Below are 21,740 nucleotides of genomic sequence, written 5' to 3'. Positions count from 1 at the left end.
CTCATTATACATATTCGACATCGATTGGATAAATCCTTTTTGAATAAAAAAAAATCCACCCTTTTCAGGTGGACTTTGTCAACAGTCTCAGGAAAAAGACTGTCTTTCGACAGTCTTTTTCCTTTATATTTTGAAATATTATCTCTTTGAGAACTGTGGCGCACGTCTTGCAGCCTTTAATCCGTATTTCTTTCTTTCCTTTGCTCTTGCATCTCTTGTTAAGAATCCAGCCTTTTTCAAAGCAGCTCTTAATGTTTCATCAGATTTAACAAGTGCTCTTGCAATACCTTGTCTTAAAGCTCCTGCTTGTCCTGTGAACCCTCCACCAGTAACAGTTGCAATTACATCATATTTACTTAATGTATCAGTTAGTAATAGCGGATGCTTTACTTCTCTTCTTAATGTTTCATAATTAAAATATTCTTCAATATTTCTTTTATTTATTGAAACGTTCCCTTCTCCTGGAACAAGTCTAACTCTAGCAATAGATTTTTTTCTTCTACCAGTTCCGTAATACGCTAATTTAGCCATATTTAATAGCTCCTCCCTTCTTAATCAGTATTAATTATAATTCTAATATTTCTGGTTTTTGAGCTTCATGATTATGATTTGGTCCAGCATAAACCTTTAGCTTTTTAGCCATTTGTCTTCCAAGTCTTGTCTTTGGAAGCATGCCCTTAATTGAGCTAAATACAAGTTTTTCTGGCTTTTCTGCAAGCATTCTTCTAAATGGAATTTGCTTTAAACCACCAATATATCCAGTATGATAAGTAAACATAGATTGATCTAATTTTTTACCAGTCAATTGAACCTTTTCTGCATTTACGATGATTACAAAGTCTCCCATATCTACATGTGGAGTATACTCAGGCTTATGCTTACCTCTTAATATTTTCGCAACTTCCGACGCTAGACGTCCTAATGTTTTTCCTTCTGCATCAACAACATACCATCTTCTGTCTAATTCATTTGCTTTTGCCATAAAAGTCTTCATCATTTTCCCTCCTCATATCTTATCTAGGTTTGAATGTAAGATATCTATACGTAAAGATCCGGGGCTAGTGGATCATTTTTCACGCTCCTATTATTGTAATACAATGAGCCTAGCGTGTCAAGGGGTAAAATACTTTATCTAAATAAAGTCCCTGGGGTGGAGCTGTAGGGCCTAATAACTTGCGGTTTCCTGATTGTAAAGCTAAAATAATATGCTCCTTACTAATTTTTCCCCTGCCTAATTCTATTAATGCTCCTACTATTATTCTTACCATATTATATAGAAATCCATTCCCCTCAAAGGCAATTTCTAAGTTTTTTTCATGAATATTAAAATCTATCTCATCGATTCTTCTAACAGTATTAATAATTTTACTGCCACTTGCCATAAACCCTTTAAAATCGTGGGTACCTAATAACACTTTAGATGCATCCTTCATTTTATCTATATCTATTTTATAAGATACATGCTGGCCATAATTACGCATTAGAGGACTTCTCACTGAATTTAAGTAAATTAAGTATGAGTATCTTTTACCAATGGCACTATATCTAGCATGAAAGTCTTGTGGCATTTCTACTGCATTTACAATACTAACATCTTCTGGCAGTAGACTATTTAATGCCATCGGAATTTTTCCTATTGGAATAGCTAAGTCCATAAAGAAGTTAGCCACCTGTCCCCTGGCATGAACTCCTGCATCCGTTCTACCAGCACCATCTATTTTTATTTGATTTCCGGTTAAAGTATGAAGGGCCTTCTTAATTTCCCCCTGTACTGTTCTACCATTGGGCTGTATTTGCCATCCACAAAATTGAGTGCCGTCATATTCAATTTCTATCATAATATTTCTCATCAAATCAATCCTATCTAAAGCATTACCTATACCTACAGTATTAATGAATAATATTAATAAAATTTGCTATGGCAAATTTCAACTTATTTTAATTTTTAACTTTCAATTTTCCATTTTCAATTCTCAATTTTCTCTTTGTCTTTTCACTCTTAACTCTTAACTGTACCTTTTAGAAACTTATCCTAATGTATATTAATATTGCTAGTAGGACTCCCACTGTTAACATGCTTGTGAAATCCTTTTTTTCCATCTTCAGCTGCTTCATACGGGTTCTATTATCACCACCACGATAGCATCTAGCCTCCATAGCCATTGCCAACTCATCAGCCCTTCTAAAGGCACTAATAAATAGAGGTACTAATAAGGGAACAAGGCTTTTAGCTCTATTAATAATATTTCCACTTTCAAAATCTGCCCCTCTTGCCATCTGAGCCTTCATGATTTTATCAGTTTCCTCCAATAATGTAGGTATAAACCTTAAGGCAATTGTCATCATCATTGCAAGCTCATGGGCTGGTATTCCTATTGGCTTTAGTGGGTTTAATAGATTTTCAATCCCATCTGTTAGGGCTATTGGCGAGGTTGTTAAGGTTAAGAGGGATGTCCCCACCACCAAAAACATCAATCTAAGAGCCATAAATGTTCCTTGATATAAACCCTCCATGGTAATACTTAGTGGGCCTAAGCTATAGATGATTGTCCCAGCTGTCATAAATATATTAATTACAAATGTTATAATTATAATTACTCTTAATGGCTTTAATCCCTTAAGCATATACTTTAATGGTATTTTAGAGACAAGTATACAACCTAACACAAAAATTGCAACTAGTCCATATGCAGCAAAATTACTAACAATAAATAATCCTACTATATATGCAAAGGTAATCAATATTTTAGTTCTAGGGTCTAATTCATGAATAAATGAGCCAGTTGGATAATACTGACCAATAGTTATATCTTTAAGCATTGCTATTACCCCTTATCCATTTAATTATTTCTTCTTTTGCTTCCTCTATTGTTAGAATGTCTTGCTTTAGATTAATATTATTTTCCTTCAGCTTTTTCATTAAATAGGTTATTTGTGGAATACCCAATCCGATTGATTCAAGTACCTCTACCTCTTTAAAGACTTCCCTAGGACTTCCCATTAAAGAAACCTTGCCCCTATGCATCACTATTATTCTATCCACCAGCTTTGCTATATCTTCCATACTATGGGATACAAGAATAACTGTATTTTTTACCTGCTGATGAAGATTTTTTATTTGTTCTAGTATTTCATCTCTACCCTTTGGGTCAAGCCCAGCTGTTGGCTCATCTAGGACTAAAAAGTCTGGCTTCATTGCCAACACTCCAGCTATAGCAACTCTTCTTCGTTGACCTCCACTTAACTCAAAGGGAGACCTATCCTTAAGTAATTCAAACGGAAGCTTAACCAAATCCATTGATTCTCTTACTCTGGTTACAATATCCTCCCCGCTTAAGCCAAGATTTGCAGGACCAAAAGCTATATCTTTATATACAGTTTCCTCAAACAATTGATGCTCTGGGTATTGAAAAACTAAACCAACATTTTTTCGAATATCTCCCAGTTTTACTTCCTTTGCAGCTATATTAACATCATTAATAAAAATCTTACCAGAGGTTGGTTTTAGTAGACCATTTAAATGCTGTATTAATGTAGACTTACCCGAACCAGTATGCCCAATTAAGCCAACAAATTCACCATCTTTTATTTCAAAACTAATATCATCCAAAGCAATCGTCTGAAAGGGACTGTTGGGATTATATACATGAGTTAAATTTTCTATTTTAATTGACATAAATTCATCACCATCTCGTCTACAGTTAGTATATCATGAGGAAGGTCTATTCCTTCCTGAATTAATTGATGGGCAAGCTCTGTCACTTGTGGAACGTCCAACCCTAATTCCTTTAATCTTTCTACCTGAGAGAAAACTTCTCTTGGAGCTCCCTCTAATACAATATCTCCAGCTTCCATCACAATAACACGGTCAGCATCTACTGCCTCTTCCATAAAATGTGTAATATGAATAATTGTAATTTGTTCTTCTTTGTTAAGCTTTTTAATAGTTTTAATAACTTCTTTCCTACCTGATGGGTCTAGCATGGCTGTAGGCTCATCAAAAATGATGCAGTTGGGTCTCATAGCAATAACCCCTGCTATTGCTATTCTTTGTTTTTGTCCGCCAGAAAGCAGATGTGGTGCCTTATGTCTAAATTCTTCCATATCTACTGTTTTTAATGAGTCTGAAACACGTTCTATAATTTCTGACGGTTTAATCCCTAAATTTTCGGGGCCAAAGGCTATATCTTCTTCGACAATAGTAGCAACTATTTGATTATCGGGATTTTGAAAAACCATGCCAGCTATCTGACGGATTTCCCAAATTTTGTCCTCATCCTTTGTATTTAGACCCTTTACACTAACATCTCCCTCAGTTGGGAGTAATAGAGCATTTAAGTGCTTTGCTAAAGTAGACTTTCCTGAGCCATTGTGGCCAATAATAACAACAAATTCTCCTTGTTTAACCTCTAAAGTAATATCATTAAGTGCAATAACCTCTTGTTCATTATTGCTATAATCATAGGTTACTTTATCTACTTCAATCATTTTTAACATGTGTATCCCTTCTTCTTCAAGAATTATATGGAACAATGAGTACTGAGTAATTAGTAATTAGTAATTTTCGAAGAAATTTGTGTGCAAATTTCCACAAGAATTCAACATTCACAATTGTTTTAATTTTCAATTTTCCATTTTCTTTTATCTTCTATCTTTCCTCTTAACTCTTAACTCTTCACTCTTAATTTTGTTTGTTTTGATCTTAATGTTTTTGATTCTTCTTTGGTTTTTCATTCAACATTCAACATTCAACATTCATCATTCTCAATAAGTCGTAGCTTTTAACTCTCATTGTACCAATGATATTATACCTTATTTTTTATGAAATAACCATATATTTGCCTATAATAAAACAGGGACTAAGTACAACACTTAATCCCTCCCATCTCTTCTATACTAATTCTATAATTACAACTTCAGCAGCGTCTCCTCTACGAGGACCAAGCTTCATAATACGAGTATATCCACCCGCTTTTTCTTGATACTTAGGTGCTACTTCATCAAATAAATTTTTAACTACTGTTTCATCTGTCATATACGCTAACACTTGTCGTCTAGCGTGAAGATCTCCTCTTTTCGCGAGGGTGATCATCTTTTCAGCCAGTCTTCTTGTTTCTTTCGCTCTCGCTTCTGTTGTTTCAATTCTACCATGCTTAATCAAACTTGTTACCAAGTTTCTTAGCATTAGGTTTCTATGTCCAGATTCACGACCTAACTTACGATATGGCATGTCGATCCCTCCTTACCTTCTTTGTTTACTCGTCGCTTGGTCTTAGCCCTAAGCCTAACTCCGCAAGCTTCTTTTGTACTTCTTCCAGTGACTTTTTACCAAGATTCCTTACCTTCATCATATCTTCCTCTGACTTCAATGTAAGTTCTTCAACGGTATTGATTCCTGCTCTTTTCAAACAATTATACGATCGAACAGATAAATCAAGCTCTTCTATGGTCATCTCTAACACTTTTTCTTTCTTATCTTCTTCCTTCTGAACCATGATTTCAACATCATTTACATGTTCAGTTAAAGTTATAAAAAGATTAAGATGCTCATTCATGATTTTAGCAGCTAAAGATATTGCTTCATCAGGCTTGATACTACCATCTGTAAAAATCTCTATTACTAACTTATCATAGTCTGTAACTTGACCTACACGAGTATTTTCTACAGAATAGCTAACCTTCTTTACAGGCGTAAAAATAGAGTCCACAGGAATAATTCCAATAGGCATTCCCTGTAGCTTATTATTTTCAGCAGAAACATAACCTCTTCCGTTGGTAATATATATCTCCATATTTAATCTTGCATCGCTGTCTAATGTGGCAATATGCATTTCTGGATTTAAAATTTCTACATCAGCATCTGCAATTATGTCCCCTGCTGTTATGGCACCTTCACCCACAGCTTCTATACGAACAGTTTTTGGCTCGTTGCTGTGCAACTTACATGATAAATCCTTTAGATTTAAAATGATCTCAGTGACATCTTCTTTAACACCTGGTATTGTTGAGAATTCATGAAGAACTCCATCAATCTTAACAGATGTTACAGCAGCCCCTGGTAGAGATGATAACATTATTCTACGAAGAGAATTTCCTAAGGTAGTTCCGTAGCCTCTTTCTAAAGGCTCCACCACAAACTTCCCATAGGTATTATCATCATTAACCTCTATTATTTCTACTTTCGGTTTTTCCATTTCTATCATTGTATTAAACCCTCCTTTAATTCTTTTCGCTATTTTAACGAGGGTAACTGATTCCAATTGATTATTATCTAGAATATAACTCTACAATTAGGTTTTCTGCAATTGGTAAATCTATATCTTCTCTTGAAGGCAATGAAACAATTTTCCCCTCTAATTTTTCAATATCAACAGATAACCAATTTGGCACAGTTCCGTTAAAGTTTTCTGCAATAGCCTTGAACTTCTCTGAGCTTCTTGATTTTTCCTTAACTGCAATAGTGTCACCAATACTTACTAAGTATGAAGGTATATCAACCTTTCTACCATTAACTGTAAAGTGACCATGAACAACTAATTGTCTAGCATCTGCTCTTGAAGTAGCTAACCCTAAACGATATACTACATTATCAAGTCGAGATTCTAATAATCTTAATAGGTTTTCACCTGTGATACCAGCTTGTTTATCAGCCATTTCAAAATACTTTCTGAATTGAGTTTCTAATACCCCATAGAATCTCTTGGCTTTTTGCTTTTCTCTTAATTGTATTCCATAATTGGAAAGCTTTTTACGACTAAGTCCATGCTGTCCTGGTGGAACATTTCTTTTATTAATAGCACATTTATCTGTATAGCATCTATCACCTTTAAGATATAATTTCATACCTTCTCTACGACATAATCTACATACTGCATCTGTGTACCTTGCCATTATTACACACCTCCTAATCCTTATTAAACTCTTCTGCGCTTCGGTGGTCTACAACCATTATGAGGTATTGGAGTTACATCCTTAATTGAACTCACTTCAAGACCTGATGCTTGTAATGAACGAATAGCAGCTTCTCTACCCGCTCCTGGACCCTTAACGAACACTTCAACTGACTTCAAACCATGATCCATTGCTGTCTTAGCTGCAGTTTCAGCAGCCATTTGGGCAGCGAAGGGAGTAGATTTTCTAGAACCCTTGAACCCTAATTGTCCAGCACTGGCCCAAGCAATAGTGTTTCCTTGCATATCAGTTAAGGTGATAATAGAATTGTTAAAGGTTGATTGGATATGAGCTTGACCACGTTCTATATTTTTACGTTCTTTTTTTCTACGAACGGTTTTCTTCTTTGCTACTTTAGCCATTTTGTTAATCCCTCCTTACCCATTATTTTTTCTTCTTACGACCAACTGTTTTCTTAGGACCTTTACGTGTTCTTGCATTTGTCTTAGTCTTTTGTCCTCTAACAGGTAATCCTTTAATATGTCTAATTCCTCTATAACATCTAATTTCTTTTAGACGCTTAATGTTTAAGGATACCTCTCTCCTTAAATCACCTTCCACATGGTAGCTTGCATCAATAACCTTTCTTAAGCTATTGATTTCTTCTTCGGTTAAATCCTTAACTCTTGTGTCAGGATTGATACCTGCAGCAGCTAAAATATCATTGGAAGTTCTTCTGCCAATACCAAATATATAAGTTAAACCAATTTCTACTCTTTTGTCTCTTGGTAAGTCTACACCAGCAATTCTGGCCATAAAACTTTACACCTCCTAATTCACTTTAACCTCATATTATCCAAATATAACTGTAGTGCTTTTTTGATTTATTATTACTTTAGCCTACGGTACTCAGTTTATTACTGAAGCAGCCGCACCCGTAAACTAATTATCACAATGTTATATTATATCATTAAATTTTAAAGATTTCCAGTCTGTTTTTTTGTAATTATCCTTGTTTCTGCTTATGCTTTGGATTTTCACAAATAACCATAACCTTGCCTTTTCTCTTGATTATTTTACATTTTTCGCAAATTGGTTTGACAGATGGTCGTACTTTCATTGTTTAATCCCTCCTCGACTACTTCTTTCTCCAGGTTATTCTACCACGGGTTAAATCGTATGGAGATAGCTCGACAGTTACTTTATCTCCAGGTAGTATTCTGATGAAATTCATTCTTAATTTGCCTGATATATGTGCTAAGATTTCATGCCCATTTTCAAGCTGTACTATAAACATGGCGTTGGGCAGTGCCTCTTTAATTATACCCTCTACCTCTATTACATCTTGCTTTGACATTTAGCAATCAAACCTCCTTAATCTCGGGACCTTAATCCCAATCTTTCTAGCTCTCTTCGAATAAAGGCATTATTGATTTTTTTCTGGTTATCGATACGCTCCTTTATTTCTTCAGAAACGACATTAAATCTTGCCAGATGTTTGATCTTCTTTTTTTTCGGTTTATCAACTCTTCTAAGGTCGCCATCTGTAACCAGTAAATGCTGGTCATCCAGAATACCAATTACAACAAAAATGTGACCTTGATCTCTGCCTTTTGTTGAGCGAACTATCTGCCCTATATTAAAATCACTTATTTCCACAATGTCACCTCATTTACCTAGATTAAAGCTTTGTTAAGATTTCAGGTTCATTGCTAGTAATTGCAACCGTATGCTCATAATGGGCGGAATATTCACCATCTAGGGTTACTACTGTCCAGCCATCTGCTAATACCTTCACTTCATAGGTTCCTAGGTTAATCATCGGCTCTATGGCTAAAACCATTCCAGCCTTTAGCCTTGGTCCTTTTCCTGGAGGTCCATAATTAGGTATTTGTGGCTCTTCATGCATTTTTGTCCCTATTCCATGGCCAACATAATTTCGTACTACTGAAAATCCCCGTTCTTCAACATAGGCTTGAATTCCATGGGAAATATCTGAAAGTCGATAGCCCTCTTTGGCAAATTTTATTCCTTCATAAAAGCTCTCTCTGGTTACATCGATTAATTGTTGAGCACGATGTCTAATTTTTCCTACTCCATGGGTTTTTGCAGCATCGCCATAGTAGCCATCGTAAAGCACCCCAATATCTATACTAATAATATCGCCATCTTCTAGCCTTTTTAATCCAGGAATACCATGCACAACCTCATGATTAATTGAAGCACATATGCTTGCTGGAAAACCTCCATAGCCTTTAAATGCAGGAGTTCCACCTCGACTTAAAATATAGGATTCAGCAATTTCATCTAATTCCTTAGTTGTAACTCCTGGTTTAATCGCATTTTGTAGAATTTCATGTGTCTCAGCAACAATTTTTCCAGCCTCTCGCATGATTTGAATCTCTTGAAGAGACTTAATATAAATCATTATTGGTCTCTCCTTAACACATTTACAACATCATCAAAGACTCTATCGATATCCTTTTGTCCGTCTATCACTACCAGTATTCCCTTTTGCTGATAATACTCGATCAAAGGTAGCGTTTCTTTTAGATATACCTCTATCCTTGTTGTAACAGTTTCTTCATTATCGTCATCTCTTTGATATAGCTTTCCTCCACACTTTTCACATGCTTCACCTGAATTTGAAGGATTAAACTGAATATGATAGGTAGCTCCGCAGTCTTTACATATCCTTCTTCCAACAGCTCTATCGATTAAAACGTGCTTATCAACCTCTATGTTGATTGCTTTAGTAAGATGAACATTCATTTTCTCTAATGCCTGATCCAAGGCCTCTGCTTGAGGAACCGTTCTTGGAAAACCATCAAGCAAGAAACCAGTTTGGCAATCGTCCTTTTTCAAACGATCCTCAACTATTGCCACAACAATTTCATCGGGAACCAATAAACCTTGATCCATAAAGGATTTTGCCTTCTTTCCAAGCTCAGTTCCTTCTTTAATGTTGTGTCTAAATATATCACCAGTTGATATATGTGGTATTTTAAAGTGATCTGATATGGCCACCGCCTGAGTACCTTTACCGGCACCAGGAGGTCCCATCAAAATGATTCTCATTCTACCATCTCCCGGTATGAAAGATTAGGTATCATGGGGTAATACCCCATGAGTCCTTTATTTTAAGAAACCTTGATAATGTCTCATTAGCATTTGTGCTTCTACTTGCTTCATTGTTTCTAATGCAACACCAACAACGATTAGTAAAGGTGTACCTCCAAAGCCCATTTGCATACCTGTCAAATTCATGATAATGGTTGGTAAAAGAGCAATTGTAGCTAAGAATACAGCTCCTGCTAAAGTAATACGATTTAATACTTTATTCAGATAATCTGAAGTTGGCTTTCCTGGTCTAATTCCAGGAATAAACCCACCATATTTCTTCATATTTGTAGCAACTTCCACAGGATTAAATGTTATTGCTGTGTAGAAATAGGTAAAGAATATAATTAAAATTGCACTTATAAGTGAATATAGAACTACCCCCCATATAATAGGACTTTGAGGAGATAACCAATTACTCACAAATATTGCAAACTTCGTATCCTGTCCGAAGAAAAAACCAATAGTTTGCGGGAAAGCCAGCAATGACATTGCAAAAATTACTGGAATTACTCCTGCTTGGTTTACCTTTAATGGAATATGGGAGCTCTGGCCACCATACATTTTTCTTCCAACCACACGCTTAGCATATTGAACTGGAATTTTCCTTACTCCCTCTTGAATAGCAACTACTCCAGCAACTATTACAACTGCAAGAGCTAAGAATACTATTACAGAAACTATTGATATCTCATTTGCTCGTAAAAGTAAGAAAGTTTGATATAAACCATCTGGTAATCTTGATACAATACCTGCAAAAATGAGGAGTGAAATGCCGTTGCCAATTCCTTTTTCTGTTATCTGTTCACCTAACCACATCAAAAATGCAGTACCTGCTGTTAATGTCAGTACTACAACTGTAAGGCTGAATGCATCTCTTTCAATAATTGCCCCTCTAAATAAACCAAGGGTTATTCCAGATGCTTGAATTAAAGCCAGTACAACAGTTGCATATCTAGTATACTGGGCAATTTTCTTTCGACCTTCCTCGCCTTCTTTTGCCATTTCTTCTAAGCTTGGAATGGCAATAGTAAGAAGTTGCATAATAATGGATGCTGTAATATAAGGTGTGATACTAAGAGCAAAAATCGTCATGTTACCAAAGGCACCACCGGAAAACAAATCAAAGAATGATAGTAATCCAGCTTGATCAACAATGTTTTTTACATAATCAATGTTAATCCCTGGTACAGGTATAACTGAGCCTAACCTAAAGATGACCAGCATCATAAATGTATAGACGATTTTGCTTCTTAAGTCTGGAATTTTCCAAGCATTTCTTAAGGTTGCAATCACCTTAAATCACCTCTGCCTTTCCTCCAGCAGCTTCAATTTTCTCAATAGCCGCCTTTGTAAATTTTTGCGCCTTTACAGTCAGGTTCTTTTCTAAGTTACCGTCACCCAGTATTTTCAATCCGTCTTTTTCGATTTTCTTTACATAACCATTGGCCTTTAATAGCTCAACAGTTACTTCAGTTCCGTTTTCAAAGACATTTAAATCTTCTACATTCATAGTATTATACTGCTTCTTAAATATATTTGTAAAACCTCTTTTAGGAATTCTTCTAATAAGAGGCATTTGTCCTCCTTCAAAACCAGGTCTTACTCCACCGCCGCTACGAGCATTTTGTCCATTGGCACCTCTACCAGCAGTTTTTCCAAGTCCACTACCAGTACCTCTACCCTTTCGCTTATCCTTCTTAACGGCACCTTTAGCAGGTTTCAGTTCATGTAACTTCATGTCTACACCTCCTTCAATTACATTTCGCTTACTTCTATCATGTGCTTAACTACTTCGATCATTCCTCTGCTTTGAGGATTGTCTTGTATTTCTATTACTTGCCCAATTTTCTTTAAGCCTAAAGCTTCAATTGTTTTCTTTTGCTTTGGTAATCTACCAATTAAGCTTCTTACTAATTTAACTTTGAGTGTTTTTGCCATGGATTCGCCCTCCTAACCTAAGAGTTCTTCTACGGATTTACCTCTTAGTCTTGCTACTTCTTCAGTCCGCTTCAATTGCTTTAATCCGTCCATTGTTGCATTTACCATGTTTCTTGAATTGTTTGTTCCAAGAGATTTCGCTCTTACATCCTTTAAACCAGCTAGCTCCAATACTGCACGAACTGGGCCACCAGCAATGATTCCTGTACCTTCTTTAGCTGGCATAATTAATACATTACCTGCTCCAAAGTGTCCAATTACTTCGTGTGGGATGGTTGTTCCAACGATTGGTACTTGAATTAAGTTCTTCTTTGCGTCTTGAATTCCTTTACGTATTGCATCGGGAATTTCCATCGCTTTACCAGTACCAACACCAACAAATCCGTTTTCATCTCCAACTACAACAAGTGCAGCGAATCTGAAATTTCTACCACCCTTTACAACCTTTGTTACACGTCTGATATCAATAACATGTTCTTTTATATCAAGTTGGTTTGCATCTATTAGCTTGTTGCGCATCTATTTCCCTCCTTCTTATTAAAGCTTCAATCCGGCTTCTCTTGCACCTTCAGCCAGTGCCTTTACTCTTCCATGATAAATATATCCGCCTCTATCAAAGGTTACTGTATCTATCCCTTTTTCAAGTGCTCTTTTAGCTACTAATTCTCCAACTAGCTTTGCAGCTTGTTGATTACCTTTGTTCCCCTCTTGATCTTTAATATCAAGGGTAGAAGCAGCTACCAAAGTAAGACCTGCAACATCATCTATAATTTGAGCGTAGATATTTGTTAAGCTACGATATACATTTAATCTTGGACGTTCAGGAGTACCAAATACTTTGCCACGGACTCTTTTGTGTCTCTTTTTTCTTGTAAGGTTTTTGCTTACCTTTTTGAACAACTTATTTCACTCCTTTCAATTACTTACCAGTTTTACCTTCTTTACGTCTGACTACCTCGCCAGCATATCTAACTCCCTTGCCTTTATACGGCTCTGGCTTTCTCTTTTCTCTAATCTTAGCAGCATAGTTACCTACCTTCTGCTTGTTGATTCCTTTTATGATAACTTCTGTTTGAGTTGGAGCTTCAACAGTGATACCTTCTGGATCGATCATTTCAATTGGATGAGAATATCCTAAGGTCAATACTAGCTTATTTCCTTGTTTATTAGCACGATACCCTACTCCTACCAATTCAAGCTTCTTCTCGTATCCTTTAGTAACACCTTGCACCATATTGGCAATCAGCGTTCTTGATAAACCGTGAAGTGATTTATGTTTTTTATTATCTGTTGGTCTAACAACAGTAATGGAATTCTCTTCTTTTGTTATTGTAATATCTTGATGAATTTGCTCTGATAAAGTTCCTAATGGTCCTTTTACAGTAACAAAATTTTTCTCGTCAATATTAACGTCTACACCCTGGGGTAATTCGATTGGTTTAAGACCTATTCTTGACATAATTGCACCTCCTTATATGATTATTACGACTACCAGATGTAAGCAATTACTTCTCCACCAACGCCTTCAGTTCTAGCTATTTTGTCAGTTACAACTCCTTTAGAAGTTGAAATAATTGCAATCCCTAGTCCGCCTAATACTCTTGGTATTTCGTCCTTTTTAGCATATACTCTTAATCCAGGCTTTGATATTTTTTTGATTCCGGTAATTACTTTTTCATTGTTCTTTCCGTATTTTAACTGAACTCTTAAGATTCCTTGTTTACCGTCCTCAATGACGTCAAACCCTTTAACAAAACCCTCATTCAAAAGAATGTTGGCTATTTCTTTTTTCATATTTGAAGCAGGAACGTCTACTGTCTCATGTTTCACTGCGCTAGCATTACGTATACGAGTCAGCATGTCTGCAATTGGATCTGTCATTGTCATATTATTTACCTCCTCTCCAATTCTACCAGCTGGCTTTCTTAACACCAGGTATTTGCCCTTTATAGGCTAATTCTCTGAAACAAATACGGCAGATACCAAACTTTCTTAAAACAGAATGAGGTCTTCCACAGATATTACATCTTGTGTATTCTCTCGTACTATATTTTTGTTTTCTTTGTTGTTTAACTATTAGAGATTTCTTTGCCACTACATTTTCCCTCCTAACATTACTTTACAAAAGGCATTCCAAGTATTTTCAATAGTTCACGACATTCTTCATCAGTTTTAGCAGTTGTTACAAAAATGATGTCCATTCCTCGAACTTTTTCTACTTTATCATACTCAATTTCCGGGAAAATCAATTGATCTTTAATCCCTAAAGCGTAATTTCCTCTACCATCAAATGCATTTACGCTTACACCTCTAAAGTCTCTTACCCTTGGAAGTGCTATATTAATTAAACGATCAGCAAACTCAAACATCTTCTCGCCTCTTAAAGTAACCTTTGCTCCAATTGGCATTCCTTCACGTAATTTAAAGTTAGAAACTGATTTTTTTGCCTTTGTAATTAAGGGCTTTTGTCCGGTGATTATTCCTAGCTCCTTTACAGCAACTTCAAGGGCTTTAGAATTATCCTTCGCATCGCCGATACCCATGTTTACAACTATCTTCTCAAGTTTTGGAATTTCCATTATATTTTTATATCCGAACTTTTCCATCATTGCTGACATAACTTCACTTTGATATTTATCTCTTAATCTAGCCATTAAGCAATGTACCTCCCTTCATCCGACATTAATCTATTTCTTCACCTGTCTTTTTACTTACTCTTACCTTTTCACCAGTGGTTAGTGTTTTGTAACCAATCCGTACACCTTTACCAGCCTTTTTATCGAAAACCATCACATTAGATACATGCACTGGGGCTTCTCTATGGATTATTCCACCCTGTTGGGCTTGTTGGTTTGGCTTTTGATGTTTAGATATCATGTTTACACCCTCAACAATGACACGGTCTTGCTTTGGAAATGATTGTAACACCTTTCCCTTTTTCCCCTTGTCTTTGCCGGCAATAACTACTACTGTATCACCTTTTTTGATACGCATTCTGTGACACCTCCTTGATTATAATACTTCTGGAGCTAACGATACTATTTTCATAAAATCTTTGTCTCTTAATTCCCTTGTCACTGGTCCAAAGATACGTGTTCCCATTGGTTGTTTATCATCTTTTATAATAACTGCAGCGTTTTCATCGAATTTAATATAAGAACCGTCTTTACGCTTTATATCAGAGGTTGTTCTAACAACAACCGCCTTAATTACTTGACCTTTTTTTACAACTCCGCCTGGTGTTGCACTCTTAACAGAACAAACAATAATATCACCAACTCTAGCATATCGCTTCCTTGTTCCACCTAATACACGAATGCACAGTAACTCTTTAGCACCTGAGTTGTCTGCAACCTTCAGCCTTGACTCTTGTTGGATCATCTAAAACCCTCCCTTCCCGGTTTAAAAAACTACTTAGCTTTTTCTACGATCTTAACAAGTCTCCATCTTTTATCTTTAGATACAGGTCTTGTTTCCATAATTCTAACACGGTCACCTATTCCACACTCGTTCATTTCATCATGGGCTTTAAACTTTTTAGTTCTCTTAACAGCTTTGCCGTACAATGGATGACGAACAAAATCTTCAACTAAAACTACAATAGTTTTATCCATTTTATCACTTACTACACGACCTACTCTGGTCTTTCTAAGCGCTCTTTCCACAGAAATGGCCTCCCTTCTTACCCTATATCAGTATTTAAGCCTTTATTTGCTTGATTTCTCTTTCACGAATAACCGTTTTAATTTTAGCGATATCCTTTCGGACTGTACGAATTCTTAAAGGGTTTTCAAGCTGGCCTGTTGCTAACTGGAAACGTAAATTAAATAACTCACTTTTTAAATCTAGCATTTTTTGATTTAATTCAACATCTGTCATGTCTCTTAATGAATTAGCTTTCATCAGCTTCACCACCCTTTGCTTCTTGTTCTTGACGTGTAATAAACTTACACTTGATTGGTAATTTATGCATTGCTAATCTCATAGCTTCTCTTGCTTTTTCTTCTGAAACCCCAGCAATTTCAAACATAATTCTACCAGGCTTTACAACTGCTACCCAGAATTCTGGTGAACCTTTACCAGCACCCATACGAGTTTCAGCAGGTTTTTTTGTTACAGGTTTATGAGGGAAAATTTTAATCCAAACTTTACCCCCTCTTTTTATTGATCTGGTCATGGCAATACGAGCAGCTTCAATTTGATTTGAAGTTATCCAGGCAGGTTCCATTGCCATTAGTCCGAATTCACCATATGAAACCTTGTTGCCTCTTGTGGCTTGACCAGCCATTTTGCCTCTATGCACTCTTCTCCGTTTTACTCTCTTAGGCATTAACATGTGATATTTCCTCCTTCCTGTCGGATCAGACGACTATTTTGATTCTCTTTTTCTTCCTCTTTTAGCCTTATCATCTTCCCTGTTTTCAACAACAGCTTCTTGCTTAACTGCGTTTCCCTTTGTAGGTAAGATTTCACCCTTATAGATCCATACTTTTACACCAAGCTTACCATAAGTGGTTGTAGCTTCATGGAACCCGTAGTCAATATCCGCTCTTAAAGTATGCAATGGAACATTTCCTTGACTGTACCCTTCTGTACGAGCCATTTCAGCTCCGCCTAATCTACCAGCAGTAGCAACCTTGATTCCCTTTGCTCCTGATCTCATAGCTCTTTGCATTGCTTGCTTCATTGCTCTTCTGAAGGAAACCCTTCTTTCTAATGAGAAAGCAATATTTTCAGCAACTAACTGTGCATCAATATCTGGATGCTTAATTTCTACTACATTAACAATAACCTGCTTCTTAGTTAGCTTTTCAAGCGCACTACGAACATCTTCAACTCCCTGCCCGCCTTTTCCTATTACCATACCTGGCTTTGCAGTAAAGATATTCACTTTTACTCGGTTATTAGCTGCTCTTTCAATTTCTGTTTTAGAGATACCAGAAAGAAAAAGCTTAGCTTTTATATATTTACGGATCTTATGATCTTCCAACAAATATCCAGCGAAGTCTTTTTTGTTGGCATACCATTTAGTGTCCCAGTCTTTAATAATTCCAACTCTCAGCCCATGGGGGTTAACTTTTTGACCCATTCTTTTCCCTCCTTAATCTTATTTTTCTTTTAATACTACTCCTATATGGCTAGTTCTTTTTCGAATCGTTGTAGCACGTCCCATTGCTCTAGGTCTGAAACGCTTCATGGTTGGACCTTGATTTGCATATATATCAGCAACAAAAAGCTTGTCGCGATCCATGCTATGATTATTCTCAGCATTTGCTACTGCTGAATGAATTAATTTATATACAATAGGGGCAGCACCCTTTGGAGTAAGTTTTAAAATTGCTAAGGCCTCATCAACGTGCTTGCCTCTAACAACGTCTACTACTTGCTGTGCTTTTCTTGGAGCGATCCTAACATATCTAGTGATTGCTTTTGCTTCCACTAACGATAACCTCCTTTCTTAGTAAAAGAATCTTATTTTCTCTTAGATGACTTATCGTCGTCGTCATGTCCTCTATAAGTTCTTGTTGGAGCGAACTCACCTAGCTTGTGGCCCACCATATCTTCAGTAACATACACTGGCACATGCTTTCTTCCATCATGCACTGCAATAGTATGTCCAATCATATTAGGGAATATAGTAGATGCTCTAGACCAAGTCTTGATCACCTTTTTTTCACCAGCTTTATTCATTTCTTCTACCTTTTTGAAAAGTCCTTTATGAATAAAGGGTCCCTTCTTTACTGATCTACTCATTTCTTTTCCTCCCTTCAGTTATGTTCCGAAACAGGATCAAATAGCTATATTATTTTTTCCTTCTTGACACAATAAATTTGCTAGATGCCTTTTTCTTGTCACGGGTTTTGTAACCAAGAGCTGGTTTACCCCATGGCGTAACAGGAGATGGTCTACCGATAGGTGATCTACCTTCACCACCACCATGTGGATGGTCGTTAGGATTCATAGCAGAACCTCTTACTGTAGGTCTTATACCCATATTTCTCTTTCTACCTGCTTTACCAATTGTAATATTTTCATGGTCTAAGTTACCCACTTGACCAACTGTAGCTTTACATTCAATACTAATATATCTGATTTCACCAGAAGGTAATCTTAAAAGTGCATTTTTCCCTTCTTTAGCCATTAATTGTGCTGCATTACCAGCTGCTCTTGCAATTTGTCCGCCTTTACCTGGCTTCATTTCAATATTATGAACAACTGTACCAACAGGAATGTTTTTTAATGGCAAGCAGTTTCCTGGCTTGATATCAGCATCAGGACCTGACTCAACAACATCTCCTACTTTTAATCCATTAGGAGCAATGATGTATCTCTTTTCTCCATCTGCATAGTTTAACAAAGCAATATTAGCTGTTCTATTTGGATCGTATTCAACTGAAGCAACCTTTGCTGGAATACCATCTTTATTTCTTTTGAAATCGATTATTCTATATTTTCTTTTCGCACCGCCACCTCGATGACGCACGGTAATTTTGCCATGAACATTTCTACCACCAGATTTAGTTAAGGTTTCGACCAAAGATCTTTCAGGTTCTACCTTTGTAATTTCTTCAAATTTAGATACCGTCATTTGTCTAATACCTGGTGAAGTAGGATTAAATTTTTTGATAGCCATTGCGATTTCCCTCCTTCATCATTCAAGTCTATCTATTACATACCTTCAAAGAACTCAATTTCTTTACTGTCAGGCTTCAATTGTACGATAGCCTTTTTCCAATCAGGTCTCTTACCAATGTTTTTACCCATTCTCTTATACTTGCCAGTCATGTTCATTGTGTTAACTTTTTCTACTTTAACACCAAATATTTTTTCAATAGCTTTTTTTATTTCAGTCTTATTAGCTCTTTTATATACAACAAAAGTGTATTTTTTGTCAGCCATTGACTCCATACTTTGCTCACTAACTAATGGTTTTATAATGATATCATGTGGATTCGTCATTATGCGTACACCTCCTCCACTTTTTGGACAGCTTCTTTCGTAATAATAAACATATCAAACTTTAAGATGTCGTATACATTTAGTGTATTTACTAGTGTTGTTTCAACACCCGGAATGTTGTTTGCAGATTTAATTACTGCTTCATTCTTTTCATTCATTACGATAAGTGCCTTTTTTTCAACATTTAGATTGTTTAGGATATTTACCATATCCTTTGTTTTTGGTGTTGCTAAGCTTAGTTCATCTAAAATGATAAGCTCATTGCTAATTACCTTTGATGTTAGAGCTGATTTCATTGCCAGTCTTCTTACCTTCTTAGGTAATGTGTATCTATAATCTCTTGGCTTTGGTGCAAATACAACACCTCCACCAGTCCATAATGGAGAACGGATTGTACCATGACGAGCTCTACCTGTTCCTTTTTGTCTCCATGGCTTTCTTCCTCCACCTCTTACTTCAGATCTTGTCTTTGCAGACTGTGTTCCTTGTCTTTTATTGGCTAATTGGTTTTTGACAACCTCATAAAGAACATGTTCGTTCACTTCAACGCCAAACACGTTGTTGCTTAATTCCATTTCGCCTACCTGTTGTCCTGAAACGTTATATACAGCTACTTTAGGCATGTTGAATCCTCCTTTCTGTAGTTAGATTATTTCCCTTGCTTTATGGTTTCGTTAATGGTTAGAAGTCCTTTTCTTGGTCCTGGAACAGCACCTTTAACTAAAAGAACATTTTTGTTTATATCCACCATTACGATTTCAAGATTTTGGACTGTAATTTTAACATTACCCATATGTCCCGGTAACTTTTTGCCTTTAAATACTCGTCCTGGTGTGGATGTTGCTCCCATTGATCCAGGTCTTCTGTGATATCTTGAACCATGAGCCATTGGTCCTCTACTTTGACCATGTCTCTTGATTACACCCTGGAATCCTTTACCCTTTGAAATTCCGGTAATATCCACTTTGTCTCCGGCTTTAAACAAGTCGGCCTTTATTTCTTGCCCTACAGTAAATTCAGAAGGATTTTCCACCTTGAATTCTTTAACTAGTCTTTTGTATGTCACGCCAGCTTTGCTAAAATGCCCTTTCATAGGCTTGCTTACGTTTTTTTCTTTAATTGTTCCATAACCAATCTGTAAAGCATTATATCCATCTTTTTCAACAGTTTTTACTTGAGTAACCACATTAGGCTCTACTTCAATAACTGTTACAGGAATAACTAATCCATCTTCGTTAAATACTTGAGTCATTCCAACCTTTTTACCAACTATTCCCTTCATATTTACACCTCCTATAATCTTACAGCGGATTACACATTCTGTATAATCATACTAAGACAGGATGAATCGAAAACCATCGCTTTATCTTAGTTGAACCAGCATTAATTAAAGCTTGATTTCAATGTCAACTCCTGCTGGCAAATCCAATCTCATTAGTGAATCAACAGTTTTAGGTGTTGGATTCAAAATATCAATCAATCTTTTGTGAGTTCTCATTTCGAACTGCTCTCTAGAATCTTTGTACTTGTGAACTGCTCGTAAAATAGTAATTATTTGCTTTTCTGTAGGCAATGGTACCGGTCCAGAAACGTCCGCACCACTTCTTTTAGCAGTTTCAACAATTTTTTCAGCTGACTGATCTAATACCTTATGATCATACGCCTTTAATCTGATTCTGATTTTTTGCTTACCTTTAGTTGTAGTCATTTAATTCCCCTCCTTTTCATCGCACGTGATTTCATTTACGTACAACGAAGACCATTATACACTGTTCCGGGTGTGTTGATATTTTTTTAAAATTGAAACAGGTAAAAAGTCTTGTCGCCCGATTCTTAGATCTAGACATTCTCAGCGAAAATTTCCATTGATAGCAACCTTTCGCTTCATCGCGGTCTAACACACACTAATATATTTTATATCATATGACATAAAATATCAAGCTTATTTTCTAGTTTTTCAAGGTTTTTTATTATGTTTTAGTAATGATTATTGTCATAATATTTACCGAATTTTGTATACTTAATATTCTGCTTTAAATATTGCTAAAATACAGATTTAGAAGAAGAGATAGTCTCTTCTTCTAAATCTGTCATTCTTTTATGTCAAAATACTATTCAATAATACTTGCAACTACTCCAGCACCAACTGTTCTTCCACCTTCACGAATAGCAAATCTTAATCCTTCTTCTGTTGCTATTGGGCTGATTAGTTCGATTTGCATTGTTATGTTGTCTCCTGGCATTACCATTTCTACTCCGTCTGGTAGCTTAATGCTTCCTGTTACGTCTGTTGTTCTAAAGTAGAATTGTGGTCTGTATCCATCAAAGAATGGTGTATGTCTTCCACCTTCTTCTTTCTTTAATACGTATACTTCTGCCATGAACTTTGTATGTGGTTGGATTGAGTTTGGCTTCGCTAATACTTGACCTCTTTCAATCTCTGTTCTTTGGATTCCTCTTAATAGTATCCCTACGTTGTCTCCTGCTTGTGCTTGGTCTAGTAACTTTCTGAACATTTCTACTCCTGTTACTACTAGCTTTCTCTTTTCTTCTGCCAAGCCTACTAATTCTACTTCGTCTTGTACTTTTACGATTCCTCTTTCTACTCTTCCTGTTGCTACTGTTCCTCTTCCTGTTATAGAGAATACGTCCTCTACTGGCATTAGGAATGGCTTGTCTGTATCTCTTTCTGGCTGTGGAATGTATTCGTCAACTATTTCGAATAATTCTACTATCTTGTCTGCCCATTGTCCGTCTTGATCTTCTAATGCTTTTAATGCTGATCCTTTGATTACTGGTGTATCGTCTCCTGGAAACTCATACATGTT

The 21,740-nt window shown here is 36.2% G+C and carries 39 protein-coding genes; all 39 read right to left on the bottom strand.

What is annotated here, in order from left to right:
* Positions 1-138: 138 nt before the first annotated feature.
* A complete protein-coding gene (gene rpsI, locus BLP68_RS20190) occupies positions 139-531 on the bottom strand; it encodes a 30S ribosomal protein S9 (protein WP_091547470.1) in 393 nt (130 codons plus the stop codon).
* Positions 532-565: 34 nt separating this feature from the next.
* Entirely contained in the window at positions 566-994 is a 429-nt protein-coding gene (gene rplM / locus BLP68_RS20185; RefSeq protein WP_091547469.1) for a 50S ribosomal protein L13, read from the bottom strand.
* A gap of 109 nt (positions 995-1,103) precedes the next feature.
* Positions 1,104-1,850: a tRNA pseudouridine(38-40) synthase TruA gene (truA, locus tag BLP68_RS20180; protein WP_091547467.1), complete on the bottom strand. Its 747-nt coding sequence runs from the start codon at positions 1,848-1,850 to the stop codon at positions 1,104-1,106.
* 169 nt (positions 1,851-2,019) lie between these two features.
* On the bottom strand, positions 2,020-2,820 hold the full coding sequence (locus BLP68_RS20175) for an energy-coupling factor transporter transmembrane component T family protein (protein ID WP_091547466.1): 801 nt from the start codon (positions 2,818-2,820) through the stop codon (positions 2,020-2,022).
* A complete protein-coding gene (locus BLP68_RS20170) occupies positions 2,813-3,676 on the bottom strand; it encodes an energy-coupling factor transporter ATPase (RefSeq protein WP_091547464.1) in 864 nt (287 codons plus the stop codon). Before BLP68_RS20170 ends, BLP68_RS20175 begins: the two co-directional genes overlap by 8 nt.
* Complete coding sequence (locus BLP68_RS20165) at positions 3,661-4,497, bottom strand: energy-coupling factor transporter ATPase (protein ID WP_091547463.1); 837 nt, start codon at positions 4,495-4,497, stop codon at positions 3,661-3,663. The genes BLP68_RS20170 and BLP68_RS20165 overlap by 16 nt, the downstream gene beginning before the upstream one ends.
* A gap of 394 nt (positions 4,498-4,891) precedes the next feature.
* A complete protein-coding gene (gene rplQ / locus BLP68_RS20160; protein ID WP_091547461.1) occupies positions 4,892-5,230 on the bottom strand; it encodes a 50S ribosomal protein L17 in 339 nt (112 codons plus the stop codon).
* Between the two features lie 25 nt (positions 5,231-5,255).
* Positions 5,256-6,203, bottom strand: coding sequence for a DNA-directed RNA polymerase subunit alpha (locus tag BLP68_RS20155; protein ID WP_091547460.1), 948 nt, complete (start codon positions 6,201-6,203; stop codon positions 5,256-5,258).
* A 64-nt stretch (positions 6,204-6,267) separates the two neighbouring features.
* Positions 6,268-6,891, bottom strand: a complete 624-nt coding sequence (gene rpsD / locus BLP68_RS20150) for a 30S ribosomal protein S4 (RefSeq protein WP_091547458.1) — start codon at positions 6,889-6,891, stop codon at positions 6,268-6,270.
* Between the two features lie 23 nt (positions 6,892-6,914).
* Positions 6,915-7,313, bottom strand: a complete 399-nt coding sequence (gene rpsK, locus BLP68_RS20145; protein ID WP_091547457.1) for a 30S ribosomal protein S11 — start codon at positions 7,311-7,313, stop codon at positions 6,915-6,917.
* Positions 7,314-7,335: 22 nt separating this feature from the next.
* A complete protein-coding gene (gene rpsM / locus BLP68_RS20140) occupies positions 7,336-7,707 on the bottom strand; it encodes a 30S ribosomal protein S13 (RefSeq protein ID WP_091547455.1) in 372 nt (123 codons plus the stop codon).
* A gap of 190 nt (positions 7,708-7,897) precedes the next feature.
* Entirely contained in the window at positions 7,898-8,011 is a 114-nt protein-coding gene (rpmJ, locus tag BLP68_RS20135; RefSeq protein ID WP_008516283.1) for a 50S ribosomal protein L36, read from the bottom strand.
* Between the two features lie 18 nt (positions 8,012-8,029).
* Positions 8,030-8,248 carry a translation initiation factor IF-1 gene (gene infA, locus BLP68_RS20130; protein ID WP_091547453.1) on the bottom strand — a complete coding sequence of 73 codons (219 nt, stop codon included), beginning with the start codon at positions 8,246-8,248 and terminating at the stop codon, positions 8,030-8,032.
* Between the two features lie 17 nt (positions 8,249-8,265).
* Positions 8,266-8,550, bottom strand: a complete 285-nt coding sequence (locus tag BLP68_RS20125; protein ID WP_207647957.1) for a KOW domain-containing RNA-binding protein — start codon at positions 8,548-8,550, stop codon at positions 8,266-8,268.
* Positions 8,551-8,572: 22 nt separating this feature from the next.
* Positions 8,573-9,319, bottom strand: coding sequence for a type I methionyl aminopeptidase (map, locus tag BLP68_RS20120; RefSeq protein WP_091547452.1), 747 nt, complete (start codon positions 9,317-9,319; stop codon positions 8,573-8,575).
* A complete protein-coding gene (locus BLP68_RS20115; protein ID WP_091547450.1) occupies positions 9,319-9,969 on the bottom strand; it encodes an adenylate kinase in 651 nt (216 codons plus the stop codon). Before BLP68_RS20115 ends, map begins: the two co-directional genes overlap by 1 nt.
* A 57-nt stretch (positions 9,970-10,026) precedes the next feature.
* A complete protein-coding gene (gene secY / locus BLP68_RS20110; protein WP_091547449.1) occupies positions 10,027-11,307 on the bottom strand; it encodes a preprotein translocase subunit SecY in 1,281 nt (426 codons plus the stop codon).
* Position 11,308: 1 nt separating this feature from the next.
* Positions 11,309-11,752: a 50S ribosomal protein L15 gene (rplO, locus tag BLP68_RS20105; RefSeq protein ID WP_091547447.1), complete on the bottom strand. Its 444-nt coding sequence runs from the start codon at positions 11,750-11,752 to the stop codon at positions 11,309-11,311.
* Between the two features lie 17 nt (positions 11,753-11,769).
* Complete coding sequence (rpmD, locus tag BLP68_RS20100) at positions 11,770-11,952, bottom strand: 50S ribosomal protein L30 (protein WP_091547446.1); 183 nt, start codon at positions 11,950-11,952, stop codon at positions 11,770-11,772.
* Positions 11,953-11,964: 12 nt separating this feature from the next.
* On the bottom strand, positions 11,965-12,471 hold the full coding sequence (gene rpsE / locus BLP68_RS20095; RefSeq protein WP_091547444.1) for a 30S ribosomal protein S5: 507 nt from the start codon (positions 12,469-12,471) through the stop codon (positions 11,965-11,967).
* Positions 12,472-12,489: 18 nt separating this feature from the next.
* On the bottom strand, positions 12,490-12,852 hold the full coding sequence (gene rplR / locus BLP68_RS20090) for a 50S ribosomal protein L18 (protein ID WP_091547442.1): 363 nt from the start codon (positions 12,850-12,852) through the stop codon (positions 12,490-12,492).
* Between the two features lie 19 nt (positions 12,853-12,871).
* Positions 12,872-13,411 carry a 50S ribosomal protein L6 gene (gene rplF / locus BLP68_RS20085; RefSeq protein ID WP_091547440.1) on the bottom strand — a complete coding sequence of 180 codons (540 nt, stop codon included), beginning with the start codon at positions 13,409-13,411 and terminating at the stop codon, positions 12,872-12,874.
* Between the two features lie 29 nt (positions 13,412-13,440).
* Complete coding sequence (gene rpsH, locus BLP68_RS20080; protein ID WP_091547438.1) at positions 13,441-13,839, bottom strand: 30S ribosomal protein S8; 399 nt, start codon at positions 13,837-13,839, stop codon at positions 13,441-13,443.
* Between the two features lie 22 nt (positions 13,840-13,861).
* Entirely contained in the window at positions 13,862-14,047 is a 186-nt protein-coding gene (locus BLP68_RS20075; RefSeq protein WP_091547436.1) for a type Z 30S ribosomal protein S14, read from the bottom strand.
* A gap of 19 nt (positions 14,048-14,066) precedes the next feature.
* Positions 14,067-14,606 (bottom strand): 50S ribosomal protein L5, encoded by a 540-nt coding sequence (gene rplE, locus BLP68_RS20070; RefSeq protein ID WP_091547434.1) that lies wholly within the window; start codon positions 14,604-14,606, stop codon positions 14,067-14,069.
* 28 nt (positions 14,607-14,634) lie between these two features.
* Complete coding sequence (rplX, locus tag BLP68_RS20065) at positions 14,635-14,946, bottom strand: 50S ribosomal protein L24 (protein WP_091547432.1); 312 nt, start codon at positions 14,944-14,946, stop codon at positions 14,635-14,637.
* Between the two features lie 18 nt (positions 14,947-14,964).
* A complete protein-coding gene (rplN, locus tag BLP68_RS20060; protein WP_091547431.1) occupies positions 14,965-15,333 on the bottom strand; it encodes a 50S ribosomal protein L14 in 369 nt (122 codons plus the stop codon).
* A 29-nt stretch (positions 15,334-15,362) separates the two neighbouring features.
* A complete protein-coding gene (rpsQ, locus tag BLP68_RS20055) occupies positions 15,363-15,617 on the bottom strand; it encodes a 30S ribosomal protein S17 (protein WP_091547429.1) in 255 nt (84 codons plus the stop codon).
* Positions 15,618-15,651: 34 nt separating this feature from the next.
* Positions 15,652-15,855, bottom strand: coding sequence for a 50S ribosomal protein L29 (rpmC, locus tag BLP68_RS20050; protein WP_091547427.1), 204 nt, complete (start codon positions 15,853-15,855; stop codon positions 15,652-15,654).
* Positions 15,845-16,288, bottom strand: a complete 444-nt coding sequence (gene rplP / locus BLP68_RS20045; RefSeq protein ID WP_091547426.1) for a 50S ribosomal protein L16 — start codon at positions 16,286-16,288, stop codon at positions 15,845-15,847. Before rplP ends, rpmC begins: the two co-directional genes overlap by 11 nt.
* A 33-nt stretch (positions 16,289-16,321) precedes the next feature.
* Positions 16,322-17,041 carry a 30S ribosomal protein S3 gene (gene rpsC, locus BLP68_RS20040; RefSeq protein WP_091547424.1) on the bottom strand — a complete coding sequence of 240 codons (720 nt, stop codon included), beginning with the start codon at positions 17,039-17,041 and terminating at the stop codon, positions 16,322-16,324.
* Positions 17,042-17,059: 18 nt separating this feature from the next.
* Entirely contained in the window at positions 17,060-17,392 is a 333-nt protein-coding gene (gene rplV / locus BLP68_RS20035; protein ID WP_091547422.1) for a 50S ribosomal protein L22, read from the bottom strand.
* 32 nt (positions 17,393-17,424) lie between these two features.
* Complete coding sequence (gene rpsS / locus BLP68_RS20030) at positions 17,425-17,706, bottom strand: 30S ribosomal protein S19 (RefSeq protein WP_091547420.1); 282 nt, start codon at positions 17,704-17,706, stop codon at positions 17,425-17,427.
* Between the two features lie 49 nt (positions 17,707-17,755).
* Positions 17,756-18,586 (bottom strand): 50S ribosomal protein L2, encoded by an 831-nt coding sequence (gene rplB / locus BLP68_RS20025; RefSeq protein ID WP_091547419.1) that lies wholly within the window; start codon positions 18,584-18,586, stop codon positions 17,756-17,758.
* A 35-nt stretch (positions 18,587-18,621) separates the two neighbouring features.
* Positions 18,622-18,912: a 50S ribosomal protein L23 gene (rplW, locus tag BLP68_RS20020; RefSeq protein WP_091547417.1), complete on the bottom strand. Its 291-nt coding sequence runs from the start codon at positions 18,910-18,912 to the stop codon at positions 18,622-18,624.
* On the bottom strand, positions 18,912-19,535 hold the full coding sequence (gene rplD, locus BLP68_RS20015) for a 50S ribosomal protein L4 (RefSeq protein ID WP_091547415.1): 624 nt from the start codon (positions 19,533-19,535) through the stop codon (positions 18,912-18,914). The genes rplW and rplD overlap by 1 nt, the downstream gene beginning before the upstream one ends.
* Before the next feature lie 26 nt (positions 19,536-19,561).
* A complete protein-coding gene (rplC, locus tag BLP68_RS20010; protein ID WP_091547413.1) occupies positions 19,562-20,194 on the bottom strand; it encodes a 50S ribosomal protein L3 in 633 nt (210 codons plus the stop codon).
* 105 nt (positions 20,195-20,299) lie between these two features.
* Positions 20,300-20,620 (bottom strand): 30S ribosomal protein S10, encoded by a 321-nt coding sequence (gene rpsJ, locus BLP68_RS20005; protein ID WP_091547412.1) that lies wholly within the window; start codon positions 20,618-20,620, stop codon positions 20,300-20,302.
* A 403-nt stretch (positions 20,621-21,023) separates the two neighbouring features.
* Positions 21,024-21,740, bottom strand: a 717-nt coding sequence (locus BLP68_RS20000) for an EF-Tu C-terminal domain-related protein (protein ID WP_242877041.1), incomplete at its 5' end; no start/stop codon positions are given.

Source organism: Alkaliphilus peptidifermentans DSM 18978, from assembly GCF_900101495.1.
GTDB lineage: Bacteria > Bacillota > Clostridia > Peptostreptococcales > Natronincolaceae > Alkaliphilus_C > Alkaliphilus_C peptidifermentans.
The sequence above is the reverse complement of the archived record's forward strand: the minus strand, read 5'-3'. Positions and strand labels throughout refer to the sequence as shown.